Here is a 15,649-nt window from a genome sequence, read left to right as displayed (position 1 = left end):
ACGTCAGATGCCCAGCGCGCGGCGTACGGCCGCCGCGTTCCGCCGGGACACCGGCACCGTCTCCTTCGTCCCGTCGTCCATGACCAGGGACAGCTCGCCCTTGAGTCCGCGCTCGACCTCCCGGACCCGCCCGAGGTTGACCACGTACCGCCGGTGCACCCGCAGGAAGCCGTCGTCCGCCAGCTCACCGTCGAGCTTGTCCAGACTCGGACAGGCGGCTCGCAGGCGTCCCTGATCGGTGCGGAGCCACACGTCGTTGCCCCGCGACTCGGCGGAGGAGACCTCGGCGGGCCGCAGCAGCACCATCCGGTTGCCGTGCACCGCCACCAGCCGGCGCGGCCGCACCGCGGGACGCACGGGGTCCTCCGCCCCGGGCACCCGGGCCCCGTCGGAGGCACCGAACGAGACCAGGTTCCCGATCAGATGCCCGGAGGAGAAGACCGGCCGGATGCTGATCGACGTCGGCTCGTCGCAGGGGTGGCCGTAGATCTGCGTCGAACCGACCCAGGCGGGATCGTGCGCCGCCTGCCCGGTGGCGTGCCGGGAGGCCGCGATCAGTTCCGGCAGGCCGGGGTTCCAGCGCAGCGTCGGGTCGATCGCCGGGGTGGAGGCCGGGACGCCGAGGAGCACGCCCGCCAGGTCGTCGGCGATCACCACCCGGCCCGCGGTGTCCAGCGCGGCCAGCGGCGCGCGCGAGTGCCTCCTGGCCAGGGTGTAGGCGGCGACCAGTTCGGCTCCGCTGTCCCGGGCGCGCCGCTTGAGCGGGTGCTGGGCCATGACGGCCGCGTGCGCGAGCCAGCTCGCCGCGGCCGCGGGAAGCCGGCTGTGCCAGCAGCAGATGCCGAGGACCGCGATCGGTTCCCTGGTCACCACGTCACGCACCGCGATGCCCGCACAGCCCCAGTCGTGGAACGCCTGGCACCAGTGCTCCGGACCACTGATCGGCACCGGTCCGTGCGCTTCCAGCGCCGTCCCCATGCCGTTCGTCCCGGCCGCGGACTCCGACCAGCAGAACCAGGGGGCCAGCCGGGACTCGTACGCCCTCGCCAGCGTCGCCTGGTCACCCCACTCGGCGAGGATCCGGCCGGAGGCGTCGGTGACCGTGACGACACCACCGATCCCGCCGACCTCGTGCGCCACCGTGGCCGCCCGGAACCCCAGCTCGGCGAAGACGACGTCGTGCTCCGGCGGATGACTCGGCTGCGCGACGGCCACCGGGGCCTCGGCGAGATGCGGATCGACCCGGTACTGCTCCCGGCAGCGATGCCAGGAGACCGCCACCAGGGGCCGGACCCCCGGCACCCGGTCCTCCCCCCGGACGAACCGCTCCCACGCCGCGAGCACGGCGCAGTCCCCGGGATCCGCCGACATCGGCTCGGCCGGCCGAGATACATCCCTCATGGTTCAGAACCACCCTCGGTCCATCCCCGGCACGTGGGTTCCATCGTTTCCCCCGCAAACCCGTGTACGACACACCCTAGATACCCGCGCGGCCGCGCGCACGCCCCCTCGGGACGAGGCGCCAGGCACGGGCTTCATCAGGCGGCGTGCCGGTGACAGACCTTGTTGGCGATGCGCCATCCGCCGTCGACGCGGACCAGCAGGAAGACGTCCGTGAACGTGTCCGTGCCGTGCCGGAGCGTCATGGTCGCGGTCGCCACGCCGCCGTGGACGTCGACGGCGCCGACACCGCGGGACCGGGTCGGCTCGTCCGGGGCCGGTCGGCCAGGGAAGAGAGCGCAGTACTCGTCCAGTCGCCAGGAGACGAATACGCCGTCCCGGATTCCCTCGATGTGCGCGGTGGGCAGGAACGCGTCACGGAAGTGGGCGGGGGCTCCGGTGGCGGGCCCGCGGATGTACGCGCGGAGCGGTTCGAGCACGGCGTCGTCCACGGCGGGGACCGTGGCGGTGACGGCGGTGTCGGCCTCAAGGGGGACGGGGGTGCCGGTGTGGGCCGGACCGTCCGCGCCGCGCGCCGGGGTCTCGGACTCCAGGTCCTGACGGGGTGCTCGCCGCCGGTGCGCGCGAGCACCCCGACATCCCTCACCAGCTGCTGTCGTTGGGGGTGATCCGCCACAGCCTGTCGTCGCTGGGGTACGCCGTGTCGAGGTGCAGGGTGTCCCAACTGCCGTCGTTGTAGCGGTTCAGAGCCACGGCCAGCTTGGTGTCCACCTTGGGCTGCCACAGCCACCAGCGGGAGTTGTTGTCGTACTCGGGACGCAGGACCCACCGTTGCAGATCCGAGCCGTCGCAGTTGCGTACGACGATGGTGGTGCCCCGGGCGGGCGTGGCGGAGGACGGCTGGAGGCACTTGCCGGCGGCGCGGTTCTTGAACGTGAGGGTGTAGCCCGCGCTCTCCCACCTGCCGTCGACCTCGTCCCAGGCCTCGGTGCCGTACCGCCAGCCAGGGTCCCGCAGGGTGATGGCGGTGGTGCCCTCCCCGGTGGCGTTGCCGAGGAGCGCAAGGCGGCTGCCGTCCGACTTGTTGACCAGGTCCTGGTCGGTGCGGTCCGCGGCGGAGGCGGAGCCGGCGAGGGCGCCGACGAGCGTGGTGGCGGCCGCCGCGCACAGGGCGGCGCGGGCGAGGTGGTGCTTGGACATCGTTCTCCTTCGAGCACGGATCTTCCGGCTGGCCCGACGACGGACTCGGCTGTGACGTCGGTTGCCGACCGTGTGCTCACGGTCGCGGAGAGAGGGCGGCAATGCCGGGTAAACGGTGGATATGGCGCAAACCGGCGCTCCAGGGGTGCCGCGTGCGACGCCGATGGCGTCTTCCGCCGCGCGGGCAAAAACGTTGCGGCAGTGAGAGGTCCGCCGGACCGCCCGCCCGTGCGACGACCGAAAGACGATCACACCCATGGGTGACGCCCGGAATGCGGCGGAATGCGGTGTGGTCGATGCGCCGACTCATCTCGGTCCACTGGCAGGCGCGGTCCTGGCTCGTGCACAGGTCCTCCTGCGCGTACTCGAAGCACTGAAGTGCGCTCGGTACGATCATCAGCGTCATCCGCCCGGAGGAGTCCCGCTCAGTGATCGTTGCCCCGCCGTCCCGCGCCGCCGTCGGCGTCCTTCCGCTGGAGACGCTGACCCGCGTCGAGTGCGACGAGCAGCTGTCGGCCCTGCTCTGGCGGGCGGGTGCCGGCTGGCGGATGATCAGCAGCGCGGTCCTCGGCGGCGGCATCGGCGAGCGCTCCTGGGTCCTCAACGCCCAGGTTCCGCACGGCTACAGCCGCACCGACCCCGGGGACCACCTCGCGAGCCTCGCCCACGACGCCGGAGCACAAGGGCCGGGCGTGGGCCTGATGACGGCCGCCGACGTCCTCCGCCACGGCCACGCGCTGGACGGCGGCGTCGAGGCGGTGGTCACCGCGGGCCTCGGTGTCCACGGCTGGGCCGCCACCCCCACGCCAGGCACACCCGCGCCGCCCGCCCCCGGCACCATCAACATCATCGCCGTCTTCCCCGCCGCCCTCACCGACGCCGCCCTGGTCAACGCGGCAACGACCGCTACCGAGGCCAAGGTCCAGGCCCTTCTCGACTCCGGCTACGACTGCTCAGGCACCCCCACCGACGCGATCTGCGTCGCCGCCCGCACCCCCCGACCGGGCGAGGAACCAGCGGCCTTCGCCGGCCCCCGTTCCCTGTGGGGCGCCCGCCTGGCCCGCGCGGTCCACTCCGCGGTGTGCGCCGCGGCGGCGGGCGGACGCTGACCCGCCGGCTCGACCGCCGTGTCCATCCAGCCGGGGCCGGGCTGCGCCGCACCCGGATCGAACTCCTGCGTGGCGGGGGCCCGGCGGTTCCGGTGTCCCGGCCGCGAACCACTGCCCGACCGGGGGGTGCTGTGCCCGCCGGGTCCGACGCGGCTGCGCGGTGGGACCGGTCCTGCTGCGTCGTCGGCCGAACACCGGGTGACGTCACCGCGGTTGCCACCGGTCGGCGGGACCGCGAACGGGGTGTCATTCGCGCGGCAGGAGCAGTCGCGAGAGGACGGTGGTCACGAGGAGCAGTGCGGCGACGGCCAGAAGGCCGACGCGCATACCGGGGAGGGAGAAGCCGTCGCCGGCGCCGGACAGCAGGCTGCCGAACAGGGCGACCGCGAGGGCACCGCCCAGTTGGCGGAGGGAGTTGAGCAGCCCCGACACGGTTCCCGCGCGCTCCGCCGGGACCGCGTCGATCAGCAGCGCGGTCAGCGCGGGCACCGCGACCGCCCCGCCCATGCTCAGCGGCAGCAGCAGGACCAGCACCAGCCACACCGGGGTGCCCGCGGCCAGCGGCAGCATGGCCAGCATCGCGACGGTGAAGACCAGTTGGCCGACGACGATCACCGGCCGCCGCCCGGTCCGCTCGGCGAGCCGCGGCGAGACCAGGTTCGTCGCGGTCACCACCGCCGACATCGGCACGAACATCAACCCCGCCGCTGTCGCCGACATGCCCCGCAACTGCTGGTAGTACAGCCCGAGCAGGAAGATCCCGCCGTAGAAGGCGGCGTTGACGGCGAAGCCGACGGCGAGCGGGACGGCCACCCGGCGGTCCCTCAGCAGCGCGGGCGGGATCATGGGCTGACGGTGCCGGGACTCCACGAGGCGGAACACGAACCCCGAGACGACGGCGAGCGCGGCCGCGGCCAGCACGGGGAGGCTGGTCCAGCCCAGGTGACCGCCCTCGATCACCGCGACGGCCAGCCCGGCCAGGGCCAGGACGGCCGTCAACTGACCGGCGCCGTCCAGCGCGGCGGGCCGCCGGGGCGAGCGCGGCACCCGGACCAGCAGGCCGAGGATCACCGCGCCCACCGGGAGGTTGAGCAGAAAGACCGCCCGCCAGCCGGCCCACTCGGTGAGCAGCCCGCCCAGCACCGGGCCCGCGGCCATCGCCACCGAACCCCCGACGGTCCACAGCGCGATGGCCCGCGCACGCTCCCTGCTGTCCTCGTGGGCCTGCCGGATCAGGGCGAGCGAGGCCGGCATCACGACCGCGGCCGCCCCGCCCTGTGCCACCCGCGCGGCGACCAGCACACCGATGCCCGGCGCCAGCGCGCAGCCGAGGGAGGCCAGGGTGAACAGGGCCACGCCCCAGGCGTAGGCGCGCCGTGCGCCCGCACGGTCGGCGATGGCACCGGCGGAGAGCATCAGGGCGGCGAACATCAGCGTGTACGCGTCCACCACCCACTGGAGCCCGGCCATCCCGCCGTCGAGGGACGCCCGGATCGCGGGCAGCGCGATGTTCACGGCCGACACGTCGATGGTGATCACGGTGAACCCGAGCAGCGAGGCGACCAGCGCGACACCTGCCCGCCGGGACGGGGCGGCGGTGTCGACGTCCGCCGCTGGTCGGGCCCGGTCCGGCCGGCGTCGCCGTACCCTCCGCGCGGGCCGCTCGGGCTCGCGTACCCGGGCGGGCGCGGCGGACGGTGAGGGGGAAGGGGTGCCCGGCATGCTGGCCTCCTGGACGATCAGGCACGGTCGACGGTGTCCGTCAGGGACGAAAGGGCGGGCGGCCACGGACAACGGGACCGCGGTCCGGTGTCACGCACCCCCTGGGCCCGCGCCGCCGGGCCGCCCGCTCCTGATCAACTCTGCGCTCACGCGCCCCGGCGCGGCAGACCGCGCCGAACCCGGGGTGCGGCGTTCCTGGCCCTGACACGGCCCCCCAACGCCCTTGCGGACCTGCCACAATCGACCGAATGGCAGCGACAACAGACGTGCGGGGCACCGAACTCGGCAGATACCTGAAGGCCCGCAGGGCGCAGATACGCCCGGAGGACGTCGGCCTCCCGGCCGGCGCGGGCCTGCGCCGCACACCCGGGCTCCGCCGTGAGGAGCTGGCCGCGCTGGCCGGCGTGAGCGTGGACTACTACATCCGCCTCGAACGCGGCCGCGAGACCAATCCCTCGGCCGCCGTCGTCGACGCCCTCGGCCGCGCCCTGCGTCTGCGCGGCGACGCCTACGAGCGTCTCCACGAACTGGCGGAGTTGGCCGCGGGGCGGACCTCCGAGCTGCCGGCCTGTGCGGACCACACCGTGCGCGACTCGGTGCTGCGCATGCTGGACTCGGTGCGCCCGCTGCCTGCCTACATCGTGAGCCGGTACAACCGCGTCCTGGCCGCGAACCCACCGGGCCGACGGCTGCTGCCCGGCCTCTGGGACTGGCCGGAGGAACAGCGCAATCTGACCCGCTACCTCTTTCTCCACCCGGTGGGCAGGACGCTCTACGAACCCTGGGAGGACACCGTCGCCCTCTCGGTGGCCCATCTCCGGGCCGTCGCCGGCGCCGACCCGGACGACCCCGAACTGACCACCCTCGTCGGTGAACTGGTTCTGAAATCAAACGAGTTCGCACGTCTGTGGGAGCGGTACGACGTCTGCGAGCGCGGCGGCGGCCAGAAGAACTTCCGGCACCCCGGGGTGGGACTTATGACCCTGACCTACGAGGTCATGCGACTGGCCCGGACCGGCGGCCAGCGGATGGTCGTCTACCAGGCCGCCCCCGGCACCGCCGACGAGGAAGCCATGCTCCGCCTGGAATCCGGGGCGCGCCCCGCGGTGAGCGACCCGCGGACTCCCGTACCGGCCGGCGATTCCTCCGGGGCGGAGGCGTTCAGCGCCCGCCGCGGTGCGTCCGGCGGGCCCGGCATCGGCAGCGGCTGACCGGCGGGCGGTCGGCGCGCGCTCGGACCGCGACACTTCTGCGAACGCCTCCCGCAGGACGCCCTGGTCGATCCTGGGCTACTCGGCTACCCGATTCGGGACGCGAACGGGATGGCTCGGGCCGACCGCAGCACCGCACGACTCCGGCGGGCACTGCCGAGAAACCGTGCGGCGGGGAACCGCGCCGCCTCGGGATACTGGACCGGTGAGCGACGCCATGGCTGAGTACGAAGCGGATGACGAACAGTCGGAGCGAAGGGTCTACCTCGGCCTGCGCGAGGGCGACCTCGACCCACAGGACGTCGTCGCCCTCGCCTGCGAACTGCTCGACGGTTTCCATTACACCGACGCCATCGTGGAGGTCGTCGAGCGGAACCCGGCCGAGGTGTCGCCGGCGGAGATGACTGCCCTGGCCCGGCGCATCCTGGACGACATCGGCTTCGATCCCGGCTTCGACCTCGCTCCCGAGCGTTTGGAGACGTTGCGCGCCGCGCTGCGAATCGTGGCCCGCGACCTGCCCACACGCGGGATCGAGGGCGAACCGGAGATCGAGATTCTGGAGGACTGGTTCCCGGTGGGAGCCGGTGTCCGCCTTGCCGACGGCGAACGGCTCACCTGGGGCGGCCCCGTCCTGCCGAACATGTGCGACGACCCGACCACCGCACTGACCGGCCTGGCGATCCTGATCCAGGAGAGCCTGCTCGAACGGACCTGGCAGGTCTGGCCGGTGTGCCCCCGGCATGACCTCGGCGTCCACGGCTCGGAGCGGGAGCGCGAGGTCGTGTGGTGGTGCGCGGGCGATGGCGGACACGCGCTGGCACCGGTCGGCGAACTCGCCCGCGCCCTCGGCCGCCGTCGCCGCGAGTAGGGTCGGCGTGCGGCTGGTTGCGAGCCGCCGGGATCAGGCGGTGGCCGTGTATTTCCCCTGGCGTGTGCGGGGTCGAGGTGTTCGTGTGCGCGGGCGGCGTAGTAGCGCCGGCAGGAGTCGAAGTATCCGTTGGAGAGGACGGCACGCAGGCGCGGTAGGGCCTCCTCTCCGTGAAGGCCCTGGCGGGCGCCGGTGATGTCGAGGCGGTCGGCGATCCGGTGGCGGCCCGTGCCCCGACCGCGCCGGTGGCGAAGAGGCCGCCGCGGCAGGCAAGTACGTCACCACGTCGCAGCCCCAGGGGACCGTCCGTTGGGTGCGGTGTGCAGAACGGGCTCGGTCAGGTGCGCCCGCCCCGAGGGCTGCGGCCCGGCACGCGGGAAAGGGGCCGACGTCGTCGGAGCCACACGCTCCGGGTACTTACCAGATGCTCCCGCCCATTCTGTGGCCGGGCGCGCGTGAAGGGCGGCACCCAACGGGGGAGGACCTGACAGCGCCCTCCGAATCTCGGATGTTGTGGGTGGCGCTCTGCGCCGAGTGCCATGATCGAGGTGCTGGGGGCGCGGACGCACAGGTGAGTCCACGACGGGAGGACGCGGTGGAGGGCCAACTTCTGGGAGGCCGGTACCGGTTGGTCCGGCAGCTCGGCGAGGGCGGCATGGGCGAGGTCTGGGAGGCACGGGACGAGACGCTGGACCGGCAGGTGGCTGTCAAGGTGATCTCCCTCCTCGCCGGCGGCGGAAGCCGTGGGGATGAGGCTCGCGCGCGCTTTCTGCGCGAAGCGCGGATCACGGCCCGGCTCCAGCATCCGTACGTCGTGACCGTCCACGATCTCGGCGAGAGCGGTACGCAGCGAGGCACCGCGCCCTTTCTGGTCATGGAGTTGGTGCGCGGGGAAGGGCTCGATGCCAAGCTCCGGGAAGGCCCCGTCGACCTGGCTGAGGCGGCCCGGTGGGGTGCTCAGATCTGTGACGCGTTGGGTGACGCACACGCCCAGGGCATCATGCACAGGGACATCAAACCGTCCAACATCCTCGTCACATCCGCCGGAACGGTGAAGGTCCTCGACTTCGGTGTCGCACGCGCCGCCGATCCCTACGCGACCGCGGACCGGCTCACCCAGACCGGGTTCATCGTGGGCACGCCCCCGTACATGGCACCGGAGCAGGCACGCGGCTACCCGGAGCCGAGAAGCGATCTGTACGCGCTGGGCTGCCTGCTCTTCGAGCTGGTGACCGGCAGGCTGCCGTTCCAGGCCCCGGACAGCGTCGGCTATCTGACGGCGCACCTGAGCCAGCAACCACCCGCGCCCAGTTCCGTGGCCGCGGGTGTGCCGGAGGCCTGGGACGCTCTCCTGCTCAGGCTCCTGCGCAAGGATCCCGCCGAGCGGTACGCGAGCGCCGCCGACGCCGCCCAGGCCCTGCGGGGGCTCTCGGACGCGCCCGAGCCCGCGCCGACGGACACCGCGCTGCTGACAGAGGCCTGGCCGTCGCCGTCCCCCGGTGGCCCCGTCAGGAAGCCCGTTGTGGGGCGGTCCTGGATCGCGGTTGCGGTCTGGTTCCTCGTCACGCTGGTGGCCGCCACGGTGACCATGGTCAATATCGACGGAGTCGACGACGGTCGCGACGTGGCCAGCGGCGCCGGCGCGGTCGCCGTGGCCACCGGCGGGCTGATCGTATGGTTCGCCGTGCAGGCGCGACCCCGTTGGCAGGCACGCATGGCTCTGCCGCTCCGGTTCCTCCCCCCGACGCTCCTTTTCTGCGTCTACGCCACGGTGGTCGCCGCCGCCGTCGCCGACGACGCATCCGTCGGTGTGATCGACTGGGGCTACTGGCTGTCCGTCGGCGGGGTCTCCACGCTCACGCTGGCGGGCCTCCTGACCGTGGCCGCGGCCCTCACCCCCCGGACGGGACGCCGGACGCGCGGAATCGGCTACGCCCTCGTCGGCGTCAACGCCGCCGCGGTGGTCGGCACGGCAACGACGATGCTGTCCGGTCATCGGTTCGGTTTCCAGTACGTCTGGTTCGTCTCGCCGCAATGGGTTCCCCTCGCCGTGGGCGTGGCGGCCATCGCGCTTTTCTGCACGCGCGAGATCACGACGCGCCGGGTGGGTTCGGCATCGGGGCTTGCCGGAACACCGCTGAGCATGACGACGAGAACCGGTTCTCCGCGTTCCTCTCGCTGATCGCCACGTGCCGCCGGGAAGTGCCGGACGGCCCGGTCCGCGACGTACTCACCCGCCGGCCGGTCGAGTACGTCCAGGCCGGCGGGGGCAGGCATGGCCGGGAACCCCCGTGATGTCCGTGGGACGGGGGCGGGTCCCTCCAGGGAGTCAGGTCCTCGACGGACGCGAGTTCGTGTCATCGAAGGGTTAATGGCGCTGGATCACTGTAGGCCGCATGATCGGGAGGCGGGAGGCGGGAGGCGGGAGGCGGGAGGCGGGAGGCGGGAGGCGGGAGGCCAGGGGCCGCGGTCCGGGCCCATGAGCGGCATCTCCCACGAGATCGACTCGGCAAACCGCCGTGCACTGTCGGGCAGTTCGCCGGGCCGCGGTCATTGTCTGAGTTCGGTGAGGAGCAGGGTCTCGGCGAGGCAGGCGCGTTCGAAGTCGGCCAGGTGCAGGCTTTCGTTCTCGCTGTGTGCGCGGGAGTCGCCGTCGGCTCCGGCGGAGGCGATCAGGATTGCCGCGTCGGGGTAGGCGTGGGCGAACGCGGCGATGAAGGGGATGGAGGCGCCGGAGCCGATGTCGAGGACATCTTTGTCGTATGCCTGGCGGTAGGCCTTGCGGGCGGCGTCGAATGCCGGGCCTTGCGCGTCGACGAGGAATGGTTGTCCGGACTCGCCCTCGGTGACGGTGACGTGCAGTCCCCAGGGCGTGTGGTGCCGCAGATGGCGGGCGAGGGCTCGTCTTGCCATGACTGCATCGTCGCCTGGTGCGACCCGTAGCCCGACCTTCGCTCTGGCCGTGGGGGTGAGCGTATTGGACGCGGTGTCCACGGGGGTGGCGTCGATCGCGAGTACGGTGGCCGCTGGCCTGGCCCAGAGCCGCTCGCTGATGCTGCCGCGTCCGAGGAGGTGAACGCCGTCGAGGAGACCTGCCTCGGCTCGGAATCCGGTCTCGGAGAGGCTGTCGGCGGGTGCCGTCGCGGTGCCGAGGCCTTCGACGGCGACGTTGCCCTGCTCGTCGTGGAGCGTGGCGAGGAGTCGGCACAACGCGGTCAGTGCGTCCGGGGCGGCTCCGCCGTAGATGCCGGAGTGCACGCCGCGCTGCAGGGCGCGCAGTTCTACCACGCAGGCGGCGATCCCGCGCAGGCCGGTGGTCAGGCAGGGCGTGCCGGTGGTCAGGTTGTCGGCGTCAGCGAGCACGATGATGTCGGCGTTGAGTTTGTCCTTGTGGCGGTCGAGGAACGTGCTGAGGTTCGGTGATCCGATTTCTTCCTCACCTTCGACGAGCACGGTCACGCCGATGGGCGGTCGGCCGGAGTAGGCGCGCAGCGCGGCGAGGTGCGCGGCGATGCCGGCCTTGTCGTCGGCGGTGCCGCGGCCGTACAAACGCCCGTCGCGTTCGGTCGGCTGGAAGGGCGGGCTGGACCACCCTGCGAGATCGCCGGCGGGCTGCACGTCATGGTGGGCGTACAGCAATGCGGTGGGTTGACCGGGCGGGGCGGCATAGCGTGCGAGAACTGCGGGCCGGCCGCCTTCGATGTCATCCAGGATCTCGACCTGCGGGGAGCCGGTGTTCCGGAACAGGCAGGCTGTCATCTCGGCGGAGCGGCGCACCTCGTCGAAGGAGTCGGGGTCGGCGCTGACCGAGGGGATCCGGACCAGTGCTTCGAGGTCTGCCCGGACGGCAGGCAGCACCCGGCACACAGCCTGGCGAAGGTCATGATGCATGGTTGGCTTCCCTTCCTGCTGTGCGATCACGCCATGCGGGGGCGATCGCGGCGATGAGTACCAGTGCGGTCACGGCGAATCCGGTCGGGTAGCCCACCGGCGCGGTCAGCAGGCCGAATCCGACGGCTCCGATGCCGAAACCGCCGTCATAGGCGAGGTTCCATAGCGCACTGGCCTTGCCGAACTCGGTCGGTGAGACGCGCTCCAACATCAGCGCCAGGGTCGCGTTCTGGCCGATACCGAACCCGATCCCGAACAGCGCCATCCCCACGATCACCGCGAACGGGCTTGCCACCCACACAAGCCCCGCCGTGCCGATGGCTGCGGTGAGCACCGCGGGGACCAGCAGAGGCCCAGAGCCCCGGCGGTCGCCCAGGCGTCCTGCCCCCCAGCGTGCGAAGGGGGTGACGGCGGTCTGCGCCAGGAGAGCGAGGGGAACCCACGCGCGGACTGTGGCGGGCATGGCCAGCGACAAGAAGGTCTCCACCACGCCGGCTACCACCGTGAAGGCGGCGAAGATCACCGCAGGCCGGACGAGCCCACTGCCGCGAAGGCCGCCCAGCATCCCGCCATGACGTTCGCTGCGTCCCCGCTGAGCCGGCAGGCCGAGCGCGGCGACCAGGGTGGCAACAGATACTCCCGCGCTGATCAGGAAGACGAGGTGAAAGCCGAGGTGGCCGCTGAGCCACACACCCAGTGGCAGGCCGATCACGGCAGGTACACCGACCACCACGCCATACAGGCCGAGTCCTTCACCTCGACGCTCGGGGGGCACCAGTTCGGCGGTCAGTGCGGGGCCGACCACGGCCACGATCGCCAGGCCCGCTCCACGGAGCAGGCACACGGTGAGTATCAGCGGCATTCGCTCAGAGAGGGTGAGTGCGGCCGCCGAGGCGGCGAGCATCAGCAGGCCTGCTGATGCCACCGTCCGGTAGCCGAATCTCGCCACCAGACGGGCTACCGCCAACTCCATCAGGACGGTGGCAAGCATCATGGCGCCGGTTGCGGAGCCGGCACCACTCGCACCAGCCCCACCCGCGGCGGCATACAGAGGAACGACCGAGAGCAGCAGGTAGAAGCCGATGAACGAGCCGAATGACACAAGCAAGAGCAAGATCATCTGGCGGCTGGCGATCGACCGGGAGGCCATCGTGCTCGACGGGCCGGTATCGGAGACGGTCACGGCACGAGACTCGCCCCGGCCGGGGGCGGCCCGCATCGTACGACTGCCTTATGCGAGCGCCTTAGATCCTCACCGCGAGTGCTTACAGCGATCTGAAAGACTGGAGGCATGGCTACGACCAGCGCTGTCTTGGCGGGGCGAGAGGAAGAGCTGTCCGCCCTCACCGACGCATTCCAACGCGCTGGCGGCGGCCAGCCGTCCGCCATACTGATCGCTGGAGAGGCCGGCGTGGGCAAGTCCCGGCTGGTCAGCGAGTTCGCGGCACAGCTGCCGGCTTCAACCTGGCAACTCACCGGCGCATGCCTGGAGATAGGTGAGACCGGCCTGCCTTTCGCCCCCTTCACCGCGATGTTGCGTGAGCTGGTCCGCACGATCGGTGTAGAAGAAGTCCGCCAGCTGCTGCCGAACGGTGAGACGGGCGAGCTCGGACGGCTGCTGCCCAGCCTGAGCCGCCCGCACTCCGCGGACGAGACCGACCTTGCCCGCGCTCGCCTGTTCGAACAGTTCCTTGCGCTACTGCAGGCCCTCGGACAACGCGCACCGGTGCTCCTTGTCGTCGAGGATGTTCACTGGGCGGATCGGTCCAGCTTGGACCTGCTCACGTTCATCATCCGCAACGAGCAGTCCGTTCCCGATGTGCTGGCAGTGGTGACCTACCGCAGCGACCGACTGGCCCCGGCGCAAACGGTGCGCCGGCTGCTCGCCGAGATGGAGCGCATGGCGTGGGCACAGCGAATCGACCTCGGCAGACTGACCAAGAGCGAGGTCACCACGCAACTGCGTGGCTTGCTCGGACATCCGCCAACTCCTGAGCTGAGCGAAACGATCTACCGGCGAAGCGAAGGCAATCCACTGCTGGTGGAGGCACTGCTGACCTGTGGTGCCGAACCGGGCGAGCCACTGCCGTCTTCGATCCGCGATCTACTGGTCGCACCACTGGAGCGACTCGCAGAGCAGACCCAGAGCGTGGTCCGTGCCGCCGCTGTCGGCGGCGTGCGCGTTGGTCATGCGCTGCTCGCCGAGGTCACCGGCCTCGGCGACCTGGCATTGTCCACCGCGCTGCGGCCCGCCGTGGCATCGAACCTGCTGGTTGTCGAAGGCGACAGCTATGTCTTCCGACACGCACTGATCCGGGAGGTCATCGAGGGGGAGCTGCTTCCCGGTGAACGCTCTGTCCTGCACGTACGGTACGGCGAGGCGTTGCAGCGCTATCCCCACCTTGCTCCCCCCGGCCGTGGCGCACTTGAGCTGGCCCATCATTGGCACGCCGTGGCCGAGCAACACCCGCAACGAGCATTCGCTGCCGCGTGGGACGCTGCCGAGAGCGCCGAGGCATCACTGGCCTACACCGAACAGTCGCGCATACTGGAGACAGTCCTGGACCTGTGGGATCAGGCCCCCGACGTGGCACGTCGGCTCGGGATCGACCGAAGGTCCGCGCTGGACAAGGCCATCCAGGCGGCGATGCTGTCCGGCGAAGGTGGTCATGGCATGACACTGATAGCCACTGCACTCGCCGACGTCGATCCTGCCGACAATCCAGGGCGCGCCGCGCAGCTGCTCCGCCACCGAGGAGAGCTGCGTCAGGCCCTGGGACAGCCCGGCGCCGTCGATGACCTGCGGACAGCGGCGCGGATCATGCCACCACAACACCCGGACCGGCCCAACGTCCTGAACACCTTGACTCATCGCCTGCTCACCATGCCGTGTGGCGAAGAAGGAATCGCCATCGCCACAGAGGCGATCCGGGCGGCGCACGCTGCCGGCGACATCCGGGCCGAGGTGATCGCCTCGACCAACCTGGCCTACGCGCGGGCCCGTACCGGCGACCTGGACCGACAGCTGCCACACCTGGCCCAGGCACGGGCAAAAGCACAAAGCATCCATGATCCTGCCGCGTTGATGCACGCGTTCCGCTGCGAGGCCGACGTGCTCCAGGGAGCCGGTCGGTACGAGCAGGCTGCAGAATCAGCGCGGCAAGGTCTGACCGCGGCGAGCCGTGCCGGACTGTTGCGCACTTTCGGGCCCACGCACGCCGCCAACGTGGCCGAGGCCCTGATCGCGAGAGGGCAGTGGGACGAAGCGACCGAGATTCTCGACCATTCACTCGAACTCGCCCCCGCCCCCAGCTTCCGCGCCTATCTCCTGGTCCTGCGCGGCTCGATCGCATTGGCCCGAGGCGATCTCTCGCTGGCCGAATCCGCTGCCGACTTCGCCAACGGCGTCTTCAGCTGGGGAACTTCCGACGCCCAAGACCTCCTCCCGCTGATCTGCCTCGCATCGGAACTGGCACTCGCCAAGGGCAACGAAGCACAAGCCGTCGCGAATGTGGAGCAAATCCTGGCCAGGAACGAGGTCATATCAACTCCCCGCTACCTGTGGCCGCTGCTCGTCCTCGGTGCGCGAGTCGCCCACGCGAGCCCCACGCTGCCGGCCGCTCTGTGCGAGCTCGCCGCCGAGCTTCCCGTCATCGGGCCGGTCCAACAAGCGCAGCAATTGACCTTCACCGCCGAAACCGCACGAGTCCGCGGATCATCCCAGCCGTCGGCCTGGGACCGCTGCGCGACCGCCTGGGGCGAGCTACACCAGCCCTATCAACAAGGCCTGGCGCTCCTGCGAGCAGCGGAGGCAGCGGCCGAGGCCAGCGACCGGCAAACGGCGGCCGACCGTCTTCGAACCGCCCGCCACAACGCCGATCTGCTCGGCGCCCGCGGCCTGCTGACAGACATCGAGCAGCTGGCCAGGCTGGCTAGGCTTCCGCTGAACTCCCCTCCACATGAACACCGCTCTTCAGGCCAGCACCACGGGCTCACCCCCCGTGAGCACGAGGTGCTCCACCTGGTCGCTAACGGCCGCACCAACCGAGAGATCGCAGAGGAGCTGTACATCTCCACCAAGACAGCCAGCGTCCATGTCTCCAACATCCTCGCCAAGCTCGGCGTCTCCAGCCGAGTCCAGGCCGCCACCGCCGCCTACCGCCTCGGACTTGTCCCACCAGAATGACGATCATGGATCGGCGTACGAATGGCCCAGCACAGCCCACCCCCTCCATCCCACCCATGAG

At 71.3% G+C, this 15,649-nt stretch carries 11 protein-coding genes and 1 pseudogene; 5 read left to right on the top strand and 7 right to left on the bottom strand.

Annotated elements, in window-relative coordinates:
* Positions 1-3: 3 nt before the first annotated feature.
* The 4 genes and pseudogenes from ACWDD7_RS27600 to ACWDD7_RS27585 form a co-directional block, all read right to left on the bottom strand.
* Positions 4-1,401, bottom strand: a complete 1,398-nt coding sequence (locus ACWDD7_RS27600) for a LytTR family transcriptional regulator DNA-binding domain-containing protein (RefSeq protein WP_450459406.1) — start codon at positions 1,399-1,401, stop codon at positions 4-6.
* A 137-nt stretch (positions 1,402-1,538) separates the two neighbouring features.
* A pseudogene (locus ACWDD7_RS27595) lies at positions 1,539-1,988 on the bottom strand (nuclear transport factor 2 family protein); the annotation flags it as partial.
* A gap of 55 nt (positions 1,989-2,043) precedes the next feature.
* Complete coding sequence (locus ACWDD7_RS27590) at positions 2,044-2,601, bottom strand: RICIN domain-containing protein (protein WP_450459405.1); 558 nt, start codon at positions 2,599-2,601, stop codon at positions 2,044-2,046.
* Positions 2,602-2,677: 76 nt separating this feature from the next.
* On the bottom strand, positions 2,678-3,007 hold the full coding sequence (locus ACWDD7_RS27585) for a hypothetical protein (protein WP_450459404.1): 330 nt from the start codon (positions 3,005-3,007) through the stop codon (positions 2,678-2,680).
* Positions 3,008-3,029: 22 nt separating this feature from the next.
* Here ACWDD7_RS27585 and ACWDD7_RS27580 point away from each other — a divergent pair, with 22 nt between their 5' ends.
* The gene (locus tag ACWDD7_RS27580) at positions 3,030-3,710 is read left to right on the top strand and encodes an adenosylcobinamide amidohydrolase (protein ID WP_450459403.1); all 681 of its coding nucleotides are present in this window, start codon (positions 3,030-3,032) and stop codon (positions 3,708-3,710) included.
* A 246-nt stretch (positions 3,711-3,956) separates the two neighbouring features.
* On the opposite strand, the gene ACWDD7_RS27575 is transcribed toward ACWDD7_RS27580, so the two are convergent.
* Positions 3,957-5,432, bottom strand: coding sequence for an MFS transporter (locus tag ACWDD7_RS27575; RefSeq protein WP_450459402.1), 1,476 nt, complete (start codon positions 5,430-5,432; stop codon positions 3,957-3,959).
* 248 nt (positions 5,433-5,680) lie between these two features.
* Between ACWDD7_RS27575 and ACWDD7_RS27570 the strand changes: the two genes are divergently transcribed.
* The 3 genes from ACWDD7_RS27570 (at position 5,681) to ACWDD7_RS27560 (ending at position 9,693) form a co-directional block, all read left to right on the top strand.
* The gene (locus ACWDD7_RS27570; protein WP_450459401.1) at positions 5,681-6,643 is read left to right on the top strand and encodes a helix-turn-helix domain-containing protein; all 963 of its coding nucleotides are present in this window, start codon (positions 5,681-5,683) and stop codon (positions 6,641-6,643) included.
* Positions 6,644-6,860: 217 nt separating this feature from the next.
* The gene (locus tag ACWDD7_RS27565) at positions 6,861-7,511 is read left to right on the top strand and encodes a hypothetical protein (protein ID WP_450459400.1); all 651 of its coding nucleotides are present in this window, start codon (positions 6,861-6,863) and stop codon (positions 7,509-7,511) included.
* 628 nt (positions 7,512-8,139) lie between these two features.
* Complete coding sequence (locus ACWDD7_RS27560) at positions 8,140-9,693, top strand: serine/threonine-protein kinase (protein ID WP_450459399.1); 1,554 nt, start codon at positions 8,140-8,142, stop codon at positions 9,691-9,693.
* A gap of 368 nt (positions 9,694-10,061) precedes the next feature.
* Here ACWDD7_RS27560 and ACWDD7_RS27555 read toward each other — a convergent pair whose 3' ends face one another.
* Both ACWDD7_RS27555 and ACWDD7_RS27550 read right to left on the bottom strand, forming a co-directional pair.
* Positions 10,062-11,432, bottom strand: coding sequence for a M20/M25/M40 family metallo-hydrolase (locus tag ACWDD7_RS27555; RefSeq protein WP_450459398.1), 1,371 nt, complete (start codon positions 11,430-11,432; stop codon positions 10,062-10,064).
* A complete protein-coding gene (locus tag ACWDD7_RS27550) occupies positions 11,392-12,585 on the bottom strand; it encodes an MFS transporter (RefSeq protein ID WP_450459397.1) in 1,194 nt (397 codons plus the stop codon). Before ACWDD7_RS27550 ends, ACWDD7_RS27555 begins: the two co-directional genes overlap by 41 nt.
* A gap of 108 nt (positions 12,586-12,693) precedes the next feature.
* Here ACWDD7_RS27550 and ACWDD7_RS27545 point away from each other — a divergent pair, with 108 nt between their 5' ends.
* On the top strand, positions 12,694-15,588 hold the full coding sequence (locus ACWDD7_RS27545) for a helix-turn-helix transcriptional regulator (RefSeq protein ID WP_450459396.1): 2,895 nt from the start codon (positions 12,694-12,696) through the stop codon (positions 15,586-15,588).
* Positions 15,589-15,649: the final 61 nt, after the last annotated feature.

The organism is Streptomyces sp. NPDC001056, assembly GCF_053598955.1.
This window is presented reverse-complemented; position numbering and strand designations above follow the sequence as displayed.

Coding starts and splice junctions, on each gene's coding strand:
- ACWDD7_RS27600 (WP_450459406.1), bottom strand. CDS start 1,401: ATGAGGGATGTATCTCGGCCGGCCGAGCCGATGTCGGCGGATCCCGGG.
- ACWDD7_RS27590 (WP_450459405.1), bottom strand. CDS start 2,601: ATGTCCAAGCACCACCTCGCCCGCGCCGCCCTGTGCGCGGCGGCCGCC.
- ACWDD7_RS27585 (WP_450459404.1), bottom strand. CDS start 3,007: ATGACGCTGATGATCGTACCGAGCGCACTTCAGTGCTTCGAGTACGCG.
- ACWDD7_RS27575 (WP_450459402.1), bottom strand. CDS start 5,432: ATGCCGGGCACCCCTTCCCCCTCACCGTCCGCCGCGCCCGCCCGGGTA.
- ACWDD7_RS27570 (WP_450459401.1), top strand. CDS start 5,681: ATGGCAGCGACAACAGACGTGCGGGGCACCGAACTCGGCAGATACCTG.
- ACWDD7_RS27565 (WP_450459400.1), top strand. CDS start 6,861: ATGGCTGAGTACGAAGCGGATGACGAACAGTCGGAGCGAAGGGTCTAC.
- ACWDD7_RS27545 (WP_450459396.1), top strand. CDS start 12,694: ATGGCTACGACCAGCGCTGTCTTGGCGGGGCGAGAGGAAGAGCTGTCC.